17 protein-coding genes are annotated in these 18,294 nt (G+C 65.4%); 11 read left to right on the top strand and 6 right to left on the bottom strand.

The window, feature by feature from the left end:
- Positions 1-67 precede the first annotated feature (67 nt).
- On the top strand, positions 68-2,545 hold the full coding sequence (locus EN852_RS22050) for an EAL domain-containing protein (RefSeq protein ID WP_127877004.1): 2,478 nt from the start codon (positions 68-70) through the stop codon (positions 2,543-2,545).
- 67 nt (positions 2,546-2,612) lie between these two features.
- On the opposite strand, the gene EN852_RS22045 is transcribed toward EN852_RS22050, so the two are convergent.
- Entirely contained in the window at positions 2,613-3,293 is a 681-nt protein-coding gene (locus EN852_RS22045) for a TlpA disulfide reductase family protein (protein ID WP_127865775.1), read from the bottom strand.
- Positions 3,294-3,326: 33 nt separating this feature from the next.
- Between EN852_RS22045 and argH the strand changes: the two genes are divergently transcribed.
- The 5 genes from argH to EN852_RS22020 all read left to right on the top strand — a co-directional run bounded on the left by argH (position 3,327) and on the right by EN852_RS22020 (position 10,024).
- Positions 3,327-4,727, top strand: a complete 1,401-nt coding sequence (gene argH, locus EN852_RS22040) for an argininosuccinate lyase (RefSeq protein ID WP_127865774.1) — start codon at positions 3,327-3,329, stop codon at positions 4,725-4,727.
- 128 nt (positions 4,728-4,855) lie between these two features.
- On the top strand, positions 4,856-5,062 hold the full coding sequence (locus tag EN852_RS22035; protein WP_095767477.1) for a lipoprotein: 207 nt from the start codon (positions 4,856-4,858) through the stop codon (positions 5,060-5,062).
- Between the two features lie 21 nt (positions 5,063-5,083).
- Positions 5,084-6,352: a diaminopimelate decarboxylase gene (gene lysA, locus EN852_RS22030; RefSeq protein WP_127865773.1), complete on the top strand. Its 1,269-nt coding sequence runs from the start codon at positions 5,084-5,086 to the stop codon at positions 6,350-6,352.
- A 30-nt stretch (positions 6,353-6,382) separates the two neighbouring features.
- Positions 6,383-7,324 (top strand): threonine/serine dehydratase, encoded by a 942-nt coding sequence (locus EN852_RS22025; RefSeq protein WP_127877002.1) that lies wholly within the window; start codon positions 6,383-6,385, stop codon positions 7,322-7,324.
- A gap of 114 nt (positions 7,325-7,438) precedes the next feature.
- Entirely contained in the window at positions 7,439-10,024 is a 2,586-nt protein-coding gene (locus EN852_RS22020; protein ID WP_127865771.1) for a TIGR02302 family protein, read from the top strand.
- 86 nt (positions 10,025-10,110) lie between these two features.
- Here the strand turns inward: EN852_RS22020 and EN852_RS22015 are convergent, their stop codons facing one another.
- Positions 10,111-10,989 carry a LysR substrate-binding domain-containing protein gene (locus EN852_RS22015; RefSeq protein WP_127865770.1) on the bottom strand — a complete coding sequence of 293 codons (879 nt, stop codon included), beginning with the start codon at positions 10,987-10,989 and terminating at the stop codon, positions 10,111-10,113.
- 210 nt (positions 10,990-11,199) lie between these two features.
- Here EN852_RS22015 and EN852_RS22010 point away from each other — a divergent pair, with 210 nt between their 5' ends.
- Complete coding sequence (locus EN852_RS22010; RefSeq protein ID WP_127877000.1) at positions 11,200-12,153, top strand: DMT family transporter; 954 nt, start codon at positions 11,200-11,202, stop codon at positions 12,151-12,153.
- Here EN852_RS22010 and EN852_RS22005 read toward each other — a convergent pair.
- The 3 genes from EN852_RS22005 to EN852_RS21995 form a co-directional block, all read right to left on the bottom strand.
- Positions 12,136-12,507 (bottom strand): response regulator, encoded by a 372-nt coding sequence (locus EN852_RS22005; protein WP_127865768.1) that lies wholly within the window; start codon positions 12,505-12,507, stop codon positions 12,136-12,138. The two genes, EN852_RS22010 and EN852_RS22005, sit on opposite strands and share 18 nt — an antisense overlap.
- A gap of 83 nt (positions 12,508-12,590) precedes the next feature.
- Positions 12,591-13,133, bottom strand: a complete 543-nt coding sequence (gene hpt / locus EN852_RS22000; protein ID WP_095816886.1) for a hypoxanthine phosphoribosyltransferase — start codon at positions 13,131-13,133, stop codon at positions 12,591-12,593.
- A 178-nt stretch (positions 13,134-13,311) separates the two neighbouring features.
- Positions 13,312-13,947, bottom strand: a complete 636-nt coding sequence (locus EN852_RS21995; RefSeq protein ID WP_127876998.1) for a hypothetical protein — start codon at positions 13,945-13,947, stop codon at positions 13,312-13,314.
- 180 nt (positions 13,948-14,127) lie between these two features.
- On the opposite strand from EN852_RS21995, the gene ftsE reads away from it, so the two are divergent.
- From ftsE to EN852_RS21980, 3 genes are all read left to right on the top strand, one after another.
- The gene (gene ftsE / locus EN852_RS21990) at positions 14,128-14,787 is read left to right on the top strand and encodes a cell division ATP-binding protein FtsE (RefSeq protein WP_040998894.1); all 660 of its coding nucleotides are present in this window, start codon (positions 14,128-14,130) and stop codon (positions 14,785-14,787) included.
- Positions 14,780-15,766: an ABC transporter permease gene (locus EN852_RS21985; protein WP_127876996.1), complete on the top strand. Its 987-nt coding sequence runs from the start codon at positions 14,780-14,782 to the stop codon at positions 15,764-15,766. The genes ftsE and EN852_RS21985 overlap by 8 nt, the downstream gene beginning before the upstream one ends.
- A gap of 157 nt (positions 15,767-15,923) precedes the next feature.
- Positions 15,924-16,652 (top strand): YdcF family protein, encoded by a 729-nt coding sequence (locus tag EN852_RS21980; RefSeq protein ID WP_127876994.1) that lies wholly within the window; start codon positions 15,924-15,926, stop codon positions 16,650-16,652.
- Here the strand turns inward: EN852_RS21980 and EN852_RS21975 are convergent.
- Complete coding sequence (locus EN852_RS21975; RefSeq protein WP_127876992.1) at positions 16,649-17,269, bottom strand: pyridoxamine 5'-phosphate oxidase family protein; 621 nt, start codon at positions 17,267-17,269, stop codon at positions 16,649-16,651. The genes EN852_RS21980 and EN852_RS21975 overlap by 4 nt on opposite strands.
- A gap of 96 nt (positions 17,270-17,365) precedes the next feature.
- Between EN852_RS21975 and EN852_RS21970 the strand changes: the two genes are divergently transcribed.
- Complete coding sequence (locus EN852_RS21970) at positions 17,366-18,268, top strand: LysR family transcriptional regulator (protein WP_127876990.1); 903 nt, start codon at positions 17,366-17,368, stop codon at positions 18,266-18,268.
- Positions 18,269-18,294: the final 26 nt, after the last annotated feature.

Here is an 18,294-nt window from a genome sequence, read left to right as displayed (position 1 = left end):
TCTTCAGGCGTCCGGCCCTAATCAATCCCGTTGCCTTGATTGATGCGGGTAGATCAGGTGAGACGAGATGTTGACCGTCTATAATTGTATCGTGAACGAGCACGATCTGAGACTGGTTGCGCTGGCCGCGCTCATTTGCGGAATTTCCTGTTTCTCCGCCGTCAACCTTCTGCGCCATGTCGTGCAATCGACCAGCCGGAACCGTTACGCGTGGCTGCTGATTGCCGCCGCTTCGACCGGATTTGGCATCTGGGCGACGCATTTCATCGCCATGATCGCCTTCACGCCAGGAATACCCAACGCCTACAACGCGGAGCTTTCGGTCGCTTCGCTGGCGGTTTCCGTTCTTCTGACGGCCGCCGGGATGTGGATCGCGACCGTACGCAGCGGCGTCGACCACTATCTCGTCGGCGGCGCCGTGCTCGGCATCGGCATCGCCGCGATGCACTATACCGGCATGGCAGCCTTCGAGGTCGAAGGCCGGATCGTCTGGAACCAGCTTTTCGTCGCCGCCTCATTGGCCTCGGGTATAATTCTTGCAGCGCTCTCGATGCTTGTCGTGCTTCGCCGGCCGTCGACCCTGGCGACGGTCGCCGGCGCTGTCCTGCTGACGCTGGCGATCTGCACGCTGCATTTCATCGCCATGGCCGCCGTCTCGATCTATCCGGACTCCTCGATCGAGATCTCGAAATTCACGATCGCGCCGATGTCGCAGGCCTTCGCCGCCGCTACGGCAAGCCTGGTCATCCTTGTGCTGGCCGCCACTGCGCTGTGGATCGATCTGCGCTTCCGCCGGCACAAGATCGAGGCCGAGCGCATGCATGGCCTCGCCAACGCCGCCGTCGAGGGCCTCATCGTCTGCGACGGCAACCGCATCGTCAGCGCCAATGACAGTATCGCGGCGCTGAGCGGCATCGCCTCCGCCACGTTGAACACGATGACGCTGAGCGACCTGTTTGGCCAACGGATTGCCACCGCCGTCGCCCCCGGCAACGGACAGGCGCAGGAAGCCGACCTCCGCGGCCAGGGCGACAGCCCGATCCCGGTGGAGCTGATCGCCAGAAGCATCGATTATTGCGGCAAGCCGCACCTGGTCGTGGCCGTCCGCGATATCCGCGAGCGCAGGAAGGCCGAGCAGGAGATCATGCGGCTTGCCCATTACGACCCGCTCACCGGGCTTGCCAACCGGCGCTCCTTCACCAGTCGCCTGGAAGCCGAGATCGCCTCGGCCGCTCCTGGTGGCAAAGGCGGGGGCAAGGGTGGCCAGTTGGCGCTCATGCTGCTCGACCTCGACAGGTTCAAGGAAGTGAACGACCTCTTCGGTCACGCCGCCGGCGACACCGTGCTGCAGAAGGTGGCGCATTGCGCCTCCGGCGTGCTGCGCCATGGCCAGATGCTGGCCCGGCTCGGCGGCGACGAATTCGCCATCATCGCCCCCAACCTTCCTGACCCGCAGGCGGCCGGCCGCATTGCCGAAGCGGTGCTTTCGGCGCTGCGCCAGGAAAACCGGCTGTCGCCCGGGGGTATGGTATCGGCCAGCATCGGCATCGCGCTCTACCCGCTCGACGCCGACGAACAGGCGGCTCTGGTCAGCCATGCCGACACCGCGCTCTATCGCGCCAAGGCCGAAGGCAAGGATACGTTCCGCTATTTCGAAGCCTCGATGGGTGCCGAGGCGCGCGACCGGCGCATCCTGGAACAGGACCTGCGCCAAGCCGTGGCGCGCGGCGAATTCCGGCTCGTCTACCAGCCGCAGAAGGAAATCAGCAGCGGCAGGATGATCGGCTTCGAAGCCTTGCTGCGCTGGCAGCATCCCGAACGCGGCGAGGTTCCGCCTTCGGTGTTCATCCCGGTGGCCGAGGACAGCGGTTCGATCGCCCAGATCGGCGAGTGGGTGCTGGCGACCGCCTGCAAGGAAGCCGCGACGTGGAAGAACCCGCTAACGGTCGCCGTCAACGTCTCGGCGGTGCAGCTCCACAATCCCGATTTCAGCCGCAAGGTGCACGAGGTGCTGCTGCGCACCGGCCTGGCGGCGGGCAGGCTTGAGCTCGAGATCACCGAGACGGCGCTGGTAAAGGACATGCCGCGGGCGCTGGCCACCTTGCGCCAGATCAAGGCGCTCGGCGTGCGCGTGGCGATGGACGATTTCGGCACCGGCTATTCGTCGCTGTCCAACCTGCGCGCCTTCCCCTTCGATAAGATCAAGATCGACGGGTCCTTCATCAAGTCGGTCGACAGGAACGATCAGGTCGCGACCATCGTGCGCGCCGTGCTCGGCCTGGGGCGCGGCCTCGGCCTGCCGGTTCTGGCCGAAGGCGTCGAGACGCTGGACGAGCTGCGCTTCCTCGACGCCGAGGATTGCGACATCGGCCAGGGATATTTTCTTGGCAGACCCGGCCCGATCGAGGCGTTCGGCGAGCTCACCGGCGTTTCGCTGGCCGATGACGGCGTCCAGCAAGACGATGAGGCAACGGCCAAGGTCGAAACTGTCCGCGGCGGCAGCATCCTGATGCTGCAGCCGGCCGCAGCCGCGCGTTCAGTCTAAGCAATTCCAGGAAAAGTGCGTAGCGGTTTTCCGTCCGGAATTGCGTCAATACAAAAAGACTACACGATCACGGTGCGAGCGCCGCTTCCACCAGCCGCTTGGCGTCCGGGCTCGACCATTCGGCCGGGCCGTTCATATGGGCGATCAGGCAGCCGTCCGCGTCGATCAGCATGGTGACCGGAAGCCCGAGCGCCAGGCCGCGCGTCTTGGCTTCGTTGAACAGCGCAATCGTCGGATCCCGGTAGAAGCCGAGCGTCTCGACGCCGATCTCCTTGAGGAACTTCTTCGGCTTCGCATCGTCGCCGGTGTCGACATTGACCGCGACGACCTCGAAGGCGTTGCTGCCCTTCTCCTTCTGCAGCGCGTCGAGCGCCGGCATCTCGGCCCGGCACGGCGCGCACCATGTCGCCCACAGATTGAGGAGCACCGTCTTGCCGGCATGGTCGGCGATCGTCATCGGTTTGCCGTCTGGCCCGTTGAAGGCAAGCGCTTTCAGCGATTGCGGCGGATCGGCCGGCTGCAGCGCCGCGACCTGGCCGATGGCTTTCGCGGCGACCTGCTTGGCCCGTGCGGCCTTGGTCGCGCAGGCGGTATCGTCCTTGCCGGCGGCCGCGGCGACCTTCTCCGGAGCATTGTTGCCAGAACCGCTCTCGCTGACATATACCGCGACCGCGCCGGCCAGCACGCCCGCCACCAAGGCGGCGAGGATGAGGCGCGGGGCCGGGAAGAATCTACTGCCGTCTGCCATTTTCAAAACTGCTCCGGAGCACGGGTTATAGCGATGAGCGACAAGAAGGCCAGCAACCAGATGTGGGGCGGACGTTTTGCCTCGGGTCCGGCCGCGATCATGGAAGCGATCAACGCGTCGATCGGCTTCGACCGCAAGCTCTATGCGCAGGACATAAGCGGATCGATCGCCCATAGCGAGATGTTGGCTGAAACGGGCATTATTTCGGCGGCCGATCAAGAAAAAATCGCTCACGGGCTGAACACGATTCTGAAAGAGATCGAGGCCGGCACGTTCGAATTCTCGACCAGGCTCGAAGACATCCACATGAATGTCGAGGCCCGCCTTGCCGACCTGATCGGCCCTGCGGCCGGACGCCTGCACACCGCACGCTCGCGCAACGACCAGGTGGCGGTCGATCTGAGGCTCTGGGTCAAGCAGGAATGCCAGCGCGTCGCCGGGGCATTGAAGGACTTGATCGCCGCGTTCCTGGAACGCGCCGAGGAGCATGCGGCGACCGTCATGCCCGGCTTCACCCATATGCAGGCCGCGCAGCCGGTGACCTTCGGCCACCATTGCATGGCCTATGTCGAGATGTTCGGCCGCGACCTGTCGCGCGTCCACGACGCCATCGAGCGCATGGACGAAAGCCCGCTGGGAGCGGCGGCGCTGGCCGGCACCAGCTTTTCCATCGACCGCCACATGACGGCCAAGGCGCTCGGTTTCCGCGAACCAACGCGCAATTCGCTGGACAGCGTCTCGGACCGCGACTTCGCGCTCGAATTCCTGAGCCTCGCCGCGATCTGCGCGACGCATTTGTCCAGGCTCGCCGAGGAGATCATCATCTGGTCGACGCCGCAATTCGGCTTCATCCGCCTGTCGGATTCCTTCTCCACCGGCTCCTCGATCATGCCGCAGAAGAAGAACCCGGACGCCGCCGAACTGGTGCGCGGCAAGACCGGCCGCGTCAACGGCCATCTCGTCGGGCTGCTGACCGTGATGAAGGGCATGCCGCTGACCTACGGCAAGGACATGCAGGAAGACAAGGAAGCGGTCTTCGACGCCGCCGAGACGCTCGACCTGATGCTGGCGGCGACCGTCGGCATGGTGCGCGACATGACCGTCAACGCCGCCGCCATGAAGAAGGCCGCCGGCGCCGGTCACGCCACCGCGACCGACCTTGCCGACTGGCTGGTGCGCAATCTGGGCCTGCCTTTCCGCGAGGCGCATCATGTCACCGGCCGCGCCGTGGCGCTGGCCGAGGAGAAGAAGGTCTCGCTGGAGAAGCTATCGCTGGAGGACCTGCGCTCCATCCATCCCGGCATCACCGACGATATCTTCTCGGTGCTTGCCGTGCAGAATTCGGTGAAGAGCCGCACCAGCTTCGGCGGCACGGCGCCGTCGGAAGTGCGGAAGCAGATCCGCTACTGGAAAAAGCGGCTTTCCAAGGCTTGATGCCTGTCGCCCGGACATGTGCGGCGGTTCCGGGACAACGACATGCATCAAAAAATTGCCCGGATGCAAAGCGCCGAAAACTCGGCTAAAAGCGGCGGCACAGGAAACAGCTTCGAACGGATGGATCGATGACCCGTAGCAGGATTTTGGTGACGCTGGCACTGCTGGCGGCGGTTGTCACCGTCACGGCCTGCGGCAGGAAGACCGGGCTCGACACGCCTTATGAGGCGGCGGAGCAGGCGCGCAAGGATGCAGAACGCGCCAAGCAGCCGGTGCCGCCCGAGCCGGAAAAACCGGTCAAGGACAGGAAGTTCATCCTCGATCCATTGCTCTGATCTTTTCCGGAACCAATACCAGTGAACCATTTCGATTACCGCGACGGCGTGCTCCATGCCGAGGATGTCGCCATCCCCGAAATAGCGGCCGAGGTCGGCACGCCCTTCTACTGCTATTCGACGGCGACGCTGACCCGGCATTTCCGCGTCTTCAGAGAGGCCTTCGCCGGCCTCGACGCGCTGGTCTGCTACGCCATGAAGGCGAACTCCAACCAGGCCGTGCTGAGGACGCTGGCAAGACAAGGCGCGGGCGCCGACGTCGTCTCGGAAGGCGAATTGCGCCGCGCCTTGGCCGCCGGCATTCCGGCCAGCAAGATCCTGTTTTCCGGCGTCGGCAAGACCGCGCGCGAGATCGACTTCGCGCTCAACGCCGGCATCCTTTGCTTCAACGTAGAATCCGAGCCTGAACTTGAACTTCTGTCGGCGCGCGCCGTGGCGCTCGGCAAGGTGGCGCCGGTCTCGCTGCGCATCAATCCGGATGTCGACGCGAAGACGCACAAGAAGATCTCGACCGGCAAGGCCGAGAACAAGTTCGGCATCCCGTGGCAGCGCGCGCGACAGGTCTACACCCGCGCGGCCGAATTGCCCGGCATCAAGGTGACCGGCATCGACACCCATATCGGCAGCCAGATCACCGAATTGCAACCCTTCGACGACGCCTTCGCGCTGCTTGTCGAGCTGGTCGGCGTGCTGCGCGCCGACGGGCATTCGATCGAGCATGTCGATCTCGGCGGCGGCCTCGGCATTCCCTACCGTGTCGACAACAGCCCGCCGCCTTTGCCCGACGCCTATGCCGAGATCGTCAGGAAGCATGTCACTAGGCTTGGCCTCAAGGTGATGTTCGAGCCAGGCCGCCTGATCGTCGGCAATGCCGGCATCCTGGTGTCCGAGGTTATCTATGTGAAGGAAGGCGACGCCAAGAACTTCCTCGTCGTCGACGCCGCCATGAACGACCTGATCCGGCCGACGCTCTATGACGCCTTCCACGACATCAGGCCGGTGGTACAGCCGCCCGCCTCGACGCCGCGCATCAAGGTCGACGTCGTCGGCCCGGTCTGCGAAACCGGCGATTTCATCGGCCTCGACCGCGACCTGCCGAGGCTGAAGGCCGGCGACCTGATCGCCGTTTCCACCGCCGGCGCCTATGGTGCGGTCCAGGCCGGCACCTACAACACCAGGCTTCTGGTGCCGGAAGTGCTGGTCGACGGCGACCGCTTCCATGTCGTGCGGCCGCGCCAGACCTATGACGACCTGATCGGGCTGGATTCGGTCCCCGACTGGCTGAAATAGCAGAACGGCGACGCCTCAAGGAGCAAGCCTATGCTGGAAAACAAGACGATCACGCGCGAGCGCATCGCCGCCGTGGAGCCGCGCATCCGCCCCTATGTCCGCCACACGCCGGTCATGCGCGTCGACATGGCGGATTTCGGCCTCCCCGCCTTTCCGGTTGATCTGAAGCTCGAATGCCTGCAGCATTCAGGCTCCTTCAAGGCGCGCGGCGCCTTCACCAACCTGCTGACGCGGCCGGTGCCGGAAGCTGGCGTCGTCGCGGCGTCGGGCGGCAACCACGGCGCGGCGGTCGCATATGCCGCCATGAAGCTCGGCCACAAGGCGTCGATTTTCGTGCCGGAGGTCAGCCCGCCGGCCAAACTCGCGCGCATTCGCGGCTATGGCGCGGATCTGGTCGTCGGCGGCGCCCGCTATGCCGAGGCGCTAGCCGCCAGCGAGGACTTCGCGGCCAGGACCGGCGCCCTGCAGATCCACGCCTTCAACCAAGAAGAAACGTTGCTCGGCCAGGGCACGCTGGGCCTGGAGATCGAGGCCGATCTGCCCGAAATCGACACGCTGCTGGTTGCCGTCGGCGGCGGCGGCCTGATCGGCGGCATCGCCGCCTGGTTCGCTGGCCGCATCCGCATCGTCGCCATCGAGCCCGAGGGCGCGCCAACGCTTTACCGCGCCTTGGAGGCCGGAGAGCCGGTCGATGCGCCCGCCGAAGGCATCGCCGCCGATTCGCTGGCGCCGAAGCGCGTCGGCGCGATGATGTTCCCGATCGCCGAAGCCTTCGTCGAGCGCTCTATCCTGGTCAGCGACGACGACATCATAGCTGCGCAGAAGGCGCTGTGGGACCGCGTGCGAATCATCGCCGAGCCGGGCGGCGCCGCGGCCTTCGCCGCCATGCTTTCCGGGCGCTATGTGCCCTCGGAGGGCGAGCGCGTGGCGATTCTGGTCTGCGGTTCCAACACGAATCCCGCCAATTTCTGATCATAACCCGGCCAAACCGCTTCACGTTTTTGGAACCCGCCTCGCCTTTGCCGTGTTTGCTGGTATCCTTCTCGCGATGACGTCCGGGCTGTTGTGCCCGGGCAGGAAGGGCCGATGACGGAACGACCCATTTCCAGCGGCGAACGCGGCCTGGCCTTGCGCCTGGCGCTCAGCCGGTTGGCGACGCGGGCCTCGATGGTCTTCGAGCGCGGCTGGCCGCTCGTGCTGCCGCTGTTGATCATCATCAGCCTGTTTCTCAGCTTTTCGTGGTTCGGCCTGTTCCCGCGTCTGCCCGACGTGGCGCGCATCGGCCTCTTGATCCTGTTCGCCCTGTCCGGGGTCGCGGCGCTCTATCCGCTGCGTTTCTTCCGTGTGCCATCGGCCGCCGAGGTCGACAGGCGCATCGAGGCGGCGAACCGATTGCTGCACAGCCCGGTGCAGGTGCAGACCGACCGGCCGAGCGGCGCCGAGAGCATCTTCTCGCAGGCGTTGTGGCGCGAGCACCAGAAGCGGATGGCCGAGCGGCTGTCGAGCCTCGGCGCCGACCGGCCGCGCAGCCGCGTGCCGGACTACGACCGCTGGGGCCTGCGCGCCGTGGCGGGGCTGCTGTTCGTCACCGCTTTGGCCTTCTCCTTCGGACCTTTCGGCGGCAGGGTCAGCGACGGCTTCGTTGCCCGCGCCGCGCACGATACCGTGCCGCCGCGCATCGACGCCTGGGTGACGCCGCCCGCCTATACCGGCAAGGCGCCGCTGTTCCTGACCGCCGATGCCAACCAGGCGGTCCAGACCTTCTCGGTGCCGCAAGGCAGCGACGTTTCGCTGCGCGTCACCGGCGGTTCCGGCGAGGAGACGCTGAGCTACGCCGATCAAGGCGGCAATGCGCGCGCCATCGAGCCCGCGGCGCCCAAAGGCCCCGCGCCCGCCAGCCAGGCCGCGCCCAAAGTGCGCCAGTTCTCCGGCAAACTGGATTCGAACGGCACGCTGACGCTTAGATCCGCCGAAAGCGATCTCGGCCACTGGGCCTTTGCCGTCATTCCCGACAAGCCGCCGGCGATCCGCTTCGTCGGCGAGCCGAAGCGCGCCGTCAACGGCGCCATCGAGCTGAACTACGAGATCGATGACGATTACGGCGCCGCCTCCGCCAAGGCCGTTTTCGAGCTGTCGGACCCGCCGGCCGCCCATGCGCATCCGCTCTACGGCCCGCCGGACCTGCCGCTGACCCTGCCGCGCCGCGGCGGCAAGACGAACGCGGCCAAGACGACCAAGGACCTGACCGAGCATGTCTGGGCCGGCAGCGGCATCAAGTTGACGCTGAGCGTCACCGACGATGCCGGCCACACCGCGACCAGCGAAACCAAGACGCTTGTGATGCCCGAACGGCCCTTCGCCAACCCGTTGGCCCGCGCGGTGATCGAGCAGCGCCGGCTGCTGGCGCTCGACACCAACGCCAAGCCCCGCGTTCTGGATCTGATGGACGCGATCACGCTGCGGCCCGAGGACACGTTCGACAACATGTCGAATTATCTCGCCATCATGAGCGCCAGGAGCCGGCTGAAGCTCTCCGAGAGCGACGACCAGCTGCGCAACGTCGTAGCCTATCTTTGGGAGATCGCGCTCGGCATCGAGGAGGGCAATCTGTCGGCCGCCGAGCGGCGGCTGCGCCAGGCGCAGCAGGCGCTGCAGGACGCCATCAAGAACGGCGCCAGCGATCAGGAGATCGAGAAGGCGATGAAGGAACTGCGCGAGGCGATGAACCAGTTCCTGCAGGAATTCGCCCAGCGCGCGCAGCAGAATCCAAATGCGCCGCAGATGCAGCAGAACGGCCGCGAGCTGCGCCAGAGCGACATCGACCGCATGATGGACCAGATCGAGAACCTGGCCAAATCCGGCGATCGCGACAAGGCCCAGCAGCTTCTCTCCGAGCTGCAGGACATGATGAACAACCTGCAGGCCGGCCGCCAGCAGCAGGGCGCCGAGCAGGACAGCGAGCTGCGCCAGCAGATGGACAAGCTCGGCGACATCATGCGACGCCAGCAGGAGATGATGAACGACACCTTCCGCCTCGACCAGATGCAGCGCGGGCAGCGCGGCCAGGACGGCGATCAACAGATGGGCGAGGATGGCGAGCCGCAACAGGGCCAGGACGAGCAGCGGCCCGGCCCCGGCGAGGACCGCGATCCGCTGGGGCGGCCGAAAATGTCGCCGAAAGACCTCGCCGATGCGCTGAAGCAGCTGCAGGAAGGACAGGGCCAGCTGCAGAGCGAGCTAGACCAGTTGAAGAAGGGCCTGGAAGGCATGGGCATGGAGCCCAACGAGGGTTTTGGTGAGGCCGGCAAGTCGATGGGCGACGCCGAGCATTCGCTCGGCCAGGGCGATGGCGACCAGGCAGTCGGCCACCAGGGCCGCGCGCTGGAAGCGCTGCGCCGCGGCGCCAAGGACATGATGAAGCAGATGCAGGCCATGCAGGGCGACCAGGGGGGCAGCGAGCAGGGTGGGCGCCAGCAGGGTGCCGACCGCGATCCCCTCGGTCGGCCGCGCGCCACCAATGGCCCTGATGACGGCACCTCGGTCAAGGTTCCCGACGAGATCGACGTTCAGCGCGCCCGCCAGATCCTCGACGCGATCCGCAAGCGGCTCGGCAACGCGCTGAGCCCCGACATCGAGCGCAGCTATCTCGAACGGCTGCTGGAGCTGAAGTAGCTTCTGCCTCACAGCTCTTAGACTGGATGTGACGGCCCTTGCTCACTTTTGGGATTCTGGCGCGAAGGATCGCTATGCGCCGGTATTTATGCCGCAGGCGCGACCTGCCGGGTCAGCATGAAGGCCTCGCGGATGGCGTTTTCCATGCCGTCGATCGCTTCGCCGGTCGCGAGCGGATTGCGATGCAGGACGACGTTGGAGGAATCGATGTCGCCGAACCCGTCGGCGGCCGTCAGCTCGCGGCAATCGGGCGGGATGTTGCTGCGCGAGATCGGCGCGATCGCCAGACCGGAAGTCACCGCGAGCGTCAGGCCGCCATTGGTGTCGCTGGTGTAGGCGACGCGGTAATCGAGGCTGCGCTGCTGCAGCGACTTGATGGCGAAGTCGCGGCACCAGCCGTTGCGGCTGTAAAGCGCGATCGGCACCGGCCGTTCCTCATGCATGTGGTGCAGCGTCGAGGTCACCCAAACCGTCGGGTCGTGCATCAGCACCTCGCCGCCGGAAGAGCCCTCCCATTCGAACACCACCGCGAGATCGAGCTCGCCGGCCGCCAGCGCCCTCACCTGCGAATCCGAATGCGCGTAGCGCACCGTGACCTCGACGCGCGGATGGCGCTTGGCGAACTCGCCCAGCGCCCTCGACAGGATCGAGCGACCGTATTCGGCCGGGATGCCGATGCGCACCAGCCCTCCAAGCGGCGGCGCCACAAGCGAGGCCGCGGTCTCGTCGAGCAGCGAGACGATCCGGCGCGCGTTGGCGATTAGCTCGCCGCCGCGGCGCGTCAGTGCCACGCCGCGCGAGCCGCGCTCGAACAGGTTGTCGCCGACCATGTCCTCCAGCTTCTTCATCTGCATGGAGACGGCCGATTGCGTGCGCCCGGCCTTCTCCGCCGCGCGGGTGAAATTACCGGTTTCGGCCACCGCCACGAAGGTGCGCAGGAGGTCGCTGTCGAGGACTGGTTTCATCGAATTCGCCATAAGAAAATCTGATTGCTGGCATCATTCCAATTCGTTTGCAACATGTCAAACGGCGCAGGATAGTCACCATACCCATTGGATATGCGGTCGCGAAATCGGCCGCGGACCAATCGAAGAGTCCTCACTCGTACCCGCTGCCTGAAAACGGTAGCGGGTTCTTTTTGCTGGTAGATTGCGGCTCGCGGGGGGCCGAGACTGATGCAGAACCGGATGGTGCTAGGCATTCTGAGCCTCTGCCTGGGCGTGCTGGTCTTTTCGCTGCAGGATCCGCTGGTGAAGGCGGTGTCGGGCGGCTATCCGGTGACCGAGGTGATGGCGATCCGCGCCATCGTCGCGCTGCCGATCCTGATCGTCATCGTCCAGGCCGATGTCGGCCTGAAGGCGGTGCTGTCGAAGCGCTTCGGCCTGCTGACGCTGCGTGCCTTCATCCAGTTCTCCTCCTACACGGTCTACTATCTGGCGATCGCCGCCTTGCCGCTAGCCGACGCGGTGGCGCTCTATTTCATGGCGCCGCTGTTCATCATGGCGATGGCCGGCCCGTATCTCGGCGAGCGCGTCTCCTGGAAAACGCTGGCGACGGTGCTGATCGGCCTTGTCGGCGTGCTTGTGATGGTGCGTCCGGGCGCCGGCGTGTTCGATTGGGCGGCGCTGCTGTCGCTCGGCTCGGCCTCCCTGTATGGCTTTTCGCAGCTGATGGCGCGCCGCATCGGCGACACGGAATCATCGACGGTGATGGCCTTCTACCAGAACGGCGCCTATCTCAGCGGCGCCGTCGCGGTTGCGACCATCTTCCATCTTGCCGGCATCACCCATGCGACGCATCCGAGCCTCGAATTCCTGGTGCGGCCATGGGTATGGCCGACGATGCCGGATTTCCTGAAGATGGCCGCCTGCGGCTTCGTCGCTTCCGCCGGCATGATCCTGTTGTCGCAGGCCTACCGGATGGCGCCGGCCAACCGCGTCGCCACCTTCGAATATACCGGCATCCTGTGGTCGCCGCTGTGGGGTTTCCTGTTCTTCGCCGAAGTGCCGCGCGAGACGACCGTGCTCGGCGCTGTGCTGATCATCGGCGCCGGCCTGCTTGCGCTCAACGGTGAACGGCGGCGAAGCGCCGCGCCGGCGACCGGTGCGGTCTCAAGCGAAGCAGCTTAATGCCTTGCCGACGCGGGCGCGGATCTCGGCCAGCGTGAACGGCTTCTGCACGACATCGAGGATGATGCCGTTCAGTTCCTCGGCGCGCTCGCGCTGGTCGGCATAGCCGGTCATCAGCATGATCTTCATCGTCGGGAACTCTCTTGCGGCGGCAGTCGCCATCTCGATGCCGTCCATCTCCGGCATGCGGATATCGGACACCACCAGATCGTAGCCCCCGTGGGCCTGCCGGATCGTATCCAGCCCCTGCGCGCCGTCGGTGGCGATGGTGACATGATGGCCGTCGCGCTCGAGCGCGCGGGCGGCGAGGGTGCGGACGGACTCATCGTCCTCGACGATCAGAAGCTTTGCCATGCCGAGATAGATGCCGCCGAAACGTTGACGTTTTCTGAAAATTCTAACGATCGGCGGCTTTTCGGGATGACTTCGTCGCCCCCTCAGGCGTCGCCCTTCACCACCCCGACAAACGGCAGCTCGCGGAACGCATGGGCGACGTCCATGCCATAGCCGACGACGAAATAGTCCGGGCAGTCGAAGCCGACATAGTCGGCATTGAGCGCGGTCTGGCGGCGCATGCGCTTGTCGAGCAGCACCGCGATGGCGCAGCTCTTGGCGCCGCGCGAAAGCATCAGGTCGCGGGTATAGGAAAGCGTCTTGCCGGATTCCAGTATGTCGTCGATCAGAAGCACGTCGCGGCCGGCAACCTCGTTGTCGATGTCGCGCAGCACCCTTACCTCGCCGCTCGTGGTGCCTGCGCCGTAGCTCGAGATGAAGATGAACTCGACTTCCGGCGACAGCCCGACATCATGCATGGCGCGGATGAGATCGGCGGCGAAGACGAACGAGCCTTTGAGGATCGAGATCACCAAGAGGTCGTGATAGTCGCGCCCGGCGATTTCCTTGGCGAGCTCGAGATTGCGGCGTGCGATCGCCGACGCCGAAAACAGGACCTCGATGTCCTTGCCGCGCACAACTGGCATTCTTTTGTCCTTCAAAACCACCTGGGATGCCAAGCGCTAGGTGTGTCGAGATTCAGGTCAGGCCGAGCCGAAAATGATGGCTTTCGAGAACCGGAGCGGAGCGTACATTCAGTACGTGAGCACCGGAAGCGCAGAAAGCCGTCGTTTGCAGGCCGGCCTCACCTGAATATCGATACACCTAGCCGGCGAAGATTACCGAGACTGTTCTTACCCCGTCTTTAGGGACATCGAGGCGGCTGGAAAAGCCGAATCTTTCGCCGGGCGCCAGTACGCGATTGGATGTCCCCAGCCTGTAGCGGATGATATTGCTGTCGTTGTCGGTGACGCGGATTTCGAGCGGCGGCAGCGTTTCCGCTCTCGCCCCGTCATTGGCCGCCTCGCCGTCGACGAACAGCACCGGCTTCAGGCCTGACGCATCGATGCGCGACGTCACGCCGGAGATGGTCAGCGCGCTCGCCGGCGCCGCGGCCACTCGGAACGGGCCTTGCCCGACCAGCGCGTGACCGCCCGACACCCAGAAGGAGATCAGCGCTATGCCGACGCCGGCGATCCAGAACAGCGGGCCGCCGCGTGAAGGCCGCGACGGCGTGGCATCCGGCTTGCGCAGCATGCCCATGCCCTCGATCGACGGCGTCGGCGGGATCTGCGGCTGGGGTGGCGACCGCTCCGGATGCGCGGCAAAACGCGGCAGCACCACATAGTCGGCATCGACGATGTCGGCCGCATTGGACACGACGCGCTCCGGCGCGGCATTTGTTGCCGGCCCGGTCATGATTTCGCCGGAAACGGGGCGCGCGGTTCTATTCTCAGCCATTACGGCACCAGTGCAGTCTTCGTTTCTTTTGCGTAAACGGAATTGGTTAACGCTTCCCCACCGGAATGGCCTTGACGAGTACCGATCGTTGAAAAATTAACCGCCGGTTAACCATGCCGGCCGATGGTCTGTTAATGTAGATTGTGGCGCGTCGCCGCCGAGAGTTTCAGGTCGCCGAACGTGATCCGCTTCGAAAATGTCGGCCTCCGCTATGGCATGGGTCCGGAAATCCTCCGCGACATCTCCCTGCACATTCCGGAGCGCTCCTTTCAGTTCCTGAGCGGCCCCTCGGGCGCCGGCAAGACGACGTTGCTGCGCCTTTTGTTCATGTCGCTGAAGCCGACACGCGGCCTGATCACCATTTTCGGCAAGGACCGCTCGCGCATTTCGCGCAGCGAACTGCCGCTGCTGCGCCGACGCATCGGCGTGGTGTTCCAGGATTTCCGCCTGCTCGACCACATGACGACCTACGAGAATGTCGCGCTGCCGCTGCGCGTGCGCGGGCGCGAGGAGGCGAGCTACCGCACCGACGTCACCGAGCTTCTGAAATGGGTCGGCCTCGGCGACCGCATGCATGTGCTGCCGCCGGTGCTGTCGGGCGGCGAGAAGCAGCGCGCTGCGATCGCGCGGGCGCTGATCGAGCAGCCGGAGATCCTGTTGGCCGACGAGCCGACCGGCAATGTCGACCCGCCGCTGGCGCGCCGGCTGCTGAGACTCTTTATCGAGCTCAACCGACTGGGCACCGCCGTCGTCATCGCCACCCACGACCTCGGCCTCATGGAGCAGGTCGATGCGCGCCGCATGATTTTGGCCGGTGGAAGGTTGGACGTCTATGACTGACTTCCCGGCCGATCACCTGCAGGATGAAGCCGAGGCGCCGGTGACGGTCCGGCGCGTCCAGCGCAAGACGGCGCCGATCGTGCCGGCGCAGAACATCGCCGGGCGGGCGCTGGTGCTGGTCATCGCCATCATGACCTTCCTGTCCTGCCTCACCTTCGGCGCGGTGACGCTGGTGCGCGACACCGCCTCGGTCTGGGAGAATCAGATCTCGCGCGAGGCGACGATCCAGATCAAGCCGGCCGACGGCCTCGACATGGAGGCGGCGCTTGCGCAGGCCTCGCAGATCGCCAGCGAGTTCCCCGGCGTGAAGGGCACCAAGATCATCGACCGCGACGCAACGGCGCGTCTTCTGGAGCCATGGCTGGGCAGCGGCCTCAATATCGACGAATTGCCGGTGCCGCGCCTCATCATCGTCACCATCGACGAGGCCAGCCCGCCTGACTTTGCCGCCATGCGCGCGGCCATCACGCCCAAGATCCCGACCGCGGCACTCGACGACCACCGCACCTGGGTCGACCGCCTCGTCGCCATGGCGCACACCACGGTGACGATCGGCATCGCCGTCCTGGCGCTTATGCTCTCGGCAACGGTACTGACGGTGGTGTTCGCCACGCGCGGCGCCATGGCCGGCAACGGCCATATCATCGAGGTGCTGCATTTCGTCGGCGCCGAGGCACGCTTCATCGCGCGCGAATTCCGCTGGCATTTCCTGGTCACCGGTATGAAGGGCGCGGCCGCCGGCGGTGCGCTCGCGATCGTCGTCTTCATCATCTTCTCCTGGTGGTCGTCGCGCAACATGGCGACGCCCGAGGCCGACCAGGCGACCGCTTTGTTCGGCAATTTCGCCATCGGCTCCGCCGGCTATTTCGGCGTCGGCCTGATGGTGCTGGTGATCGGCGTGCTGACCGCGGCGACTTCGCACGCGACCGTTGTCGCCTATCTCAGCGACATCGACGTTCGCCAGCCGGATGCGGGCTGACCAATGAACTCCAGCCGAAAGCCCGCGCAAGGCGTTGAATACGAACAAGACAACGATCACGGGTTGGGCAGGTGCCGTAACGCAAAGTGCGCCGCCCTACCTATCAAAGGCCGCATTTCGGAGTTAACCATTAGAAGCTTTCAGGATTAACCTGGGGATGATGGAAGCGCGGGATTCGATCGAGACGGCTGGACGGATGCCGGCGGTGCGTGCCCGCGCCGCTGCCCCCGCCGGGCTTGGTCGTCTGCGGCTCGCCCTGCGCATCTGCGGTTTCGTCGCTCTCGCCGCGCTGGTGCTTTTTGCGGGCGGCTTCGGCTGGTTCGCCGACAAGGTCAGCCATATGACGACCCCGACCGATCCAGCCAGGGCCGATGCCATCATCGTGCTCACCGGCGGGCAGTCGCGGCTCGACGCCGCCATGGACCTGCTGGCGTCCGGCAAGGGCGAACGGCTGCTGATCAGCGGCGTCCATCCGTCGGCCACCAAACGTCAGCTGCAGGCGGCGATGGGAGGGGACAAGCGGCTCTTCTCCTGCTGCGTCGATATCGACCGTGCCGCGCTCGACACCATCGGCAACGCCGAGGAAAGCGCCAAATGGGTGGAGAACCACGCCTATGGCAGCATCATCATCGTCACCAACAATTATCACATGCCGCGCAGCCTGCTCGAGATGGGCCGGCTCCTGCATGGCGCGCGCCTTGAGCCCTATCCGGTGGTCAACACCAATCTCGGCAATGGCGGCTGGCTGACCAAGCCGGAAGCGCTGCGCGTCCTGCTTACCGAATACAGCAAATATGTGCTGTCGCTGGCGCGCGGCTTCCTGCCGCTTCGCGCAGCGCCCGAGGGCGTCACGCTGGCGGAAGCATCGACTGTGGTGAAGAACTAGAGCTTAGCTGCCGCACTCTCGCGCAAGCAGGCAATCTCCTGCTCCAGGCCGGCGATGCGCCGGTCACGCTCGGCAAGTGCGGCCGCGACATCCGCCGCCTCGAAACGCTGCGGTATGTGCTGCGGGCAATTGGCATCCCAGGCTGTGACCGTGAACAGGATCGCCTGCTCGGGCCGTGCCTTGTAATCCGCCGGCATCAGCTTCGCTATCAGCTCCGGATCATTTTCGACGACCCGCGCCCTGCCCCAGACCTTGATCCGCTGCCGCAGCATGTAATCGATGAGGAACAGGAAGGCCTGGTCGTTGTCCTGCAGATTGCCCTGGGTGATGAACTGCCGGTTTCCGGAGAAGTCGGCAAAGCCGATCGTGTGCTCGTCGAGAACCTTGAGAAAGCCGGCCGGCCCGCCGCGATGCTGTATGTAGGGCTGGCCTTCGGCATTGGCCGTCGCAAGAAACACGCTGGTCTGCGCCTCGACGAAGGCGGCAAGGTCCGGCGTGATAGTCGCCCGCCAACCGCCGCGCTGCTCGACGCGCGCATAGGATTCGCGCGAGCCTTTGCGGGACTGGATGGCCTTCACGGTCGGCGTGAAGGCGACGTCGCTGGTGAAATCATTCATGTTGGCGCTCCTCGCACAGCATGTTAAATAGCCCCTTCCGAAAATTGGATGTAGATGGCATATCTGCAACCCATCCTTCCAGATTTCAGAAGAGTGATGGATCGCCTTGACGCCATGTCCCTGTTCGTCGCCACGGTGGAGGCCGGCAGCCTTTCCGCCGCCGCCAGGCGCGCCGGCGTGCCGCTGGCGACCGTCAGCAGAAAACTCTCCGAGCTGGAGAAGCATTTGGGGACGCGCCTGCTCAACCGCTCGACGCGGCGCCTGACGCTGACCGATGCCGGCCAGTCCTATGTCATCGCCTGCCGCCGCATTCTCGACGAGGTGAACGAGGCCGAGCGCACCGCTGCCGGCGAATATTCGAGCCCGACCGGCGAACTGGTCATCACGGCGCCGGTCGTATTCGGCCGCCTGCATGTGCTGCCGGTGATCACCGACTTTCTCGCCTTGTACCCGCAGGTCGACATCCGCCTGACCTTGTCGGACCGGATCACCCAACTGGTCGAGGAGCATATCGATTTGGCCTTGCGCATCGGCGATCTGCCGGATTCGGCCATGGTTGCGATCCGCGTCGGCTCGATCCGCCGCATCGTCTGCGCAAGCCCCGCTTATCTCGCCATGCATGGCACGCCGGAGGAACCGTCGGAGCTGGCGGGCCACAGCTGCATCACCTTCGAAGGTCTTGCCGCTCCCGCGGCATGGAGTTTCGGAGCGGGCAAGGCGGAAACCACGGTCCCGGTCCGCTCACGCCTGCAGGTCAACACCGCCGAGGCGGCGATCGATGCGGCGATTGCCGGGCTCGGCCTGACAAAGGTGCTCTCCTACCAGGCGGATGTTGCGGTGCGCGCGGGCGCGCTGCGGGTCGTGTTGGAGCCGTTCGAGCCCCCGCCCTGGCCGGTGAGCCTGGTTCATGCCGGCCAGGGCCGGCTGCCGGTGAAACTGCGCGCCTTCCTCGATTTTGCGGCGCCGCGCCTCAAAGAGCGGCTGGCGCGGTCGTTGTAGAAGCAGATTCGACCACCGCGCCGTTT

It is taken from the genome of Mesorhizobium sp. M2E.F.Ca.ET.209.01.1.1 (assembly GCF_004010375.2).
Classification (GTDB): Bacteria; Pseudomonadota; Alphaproteobacteria; order Rhizobiales; family Rhizobiaceae; genus Mesorhizobium.
This window is presented reverse-complemented; position numbering and strand designations above follow the sequence as displayed.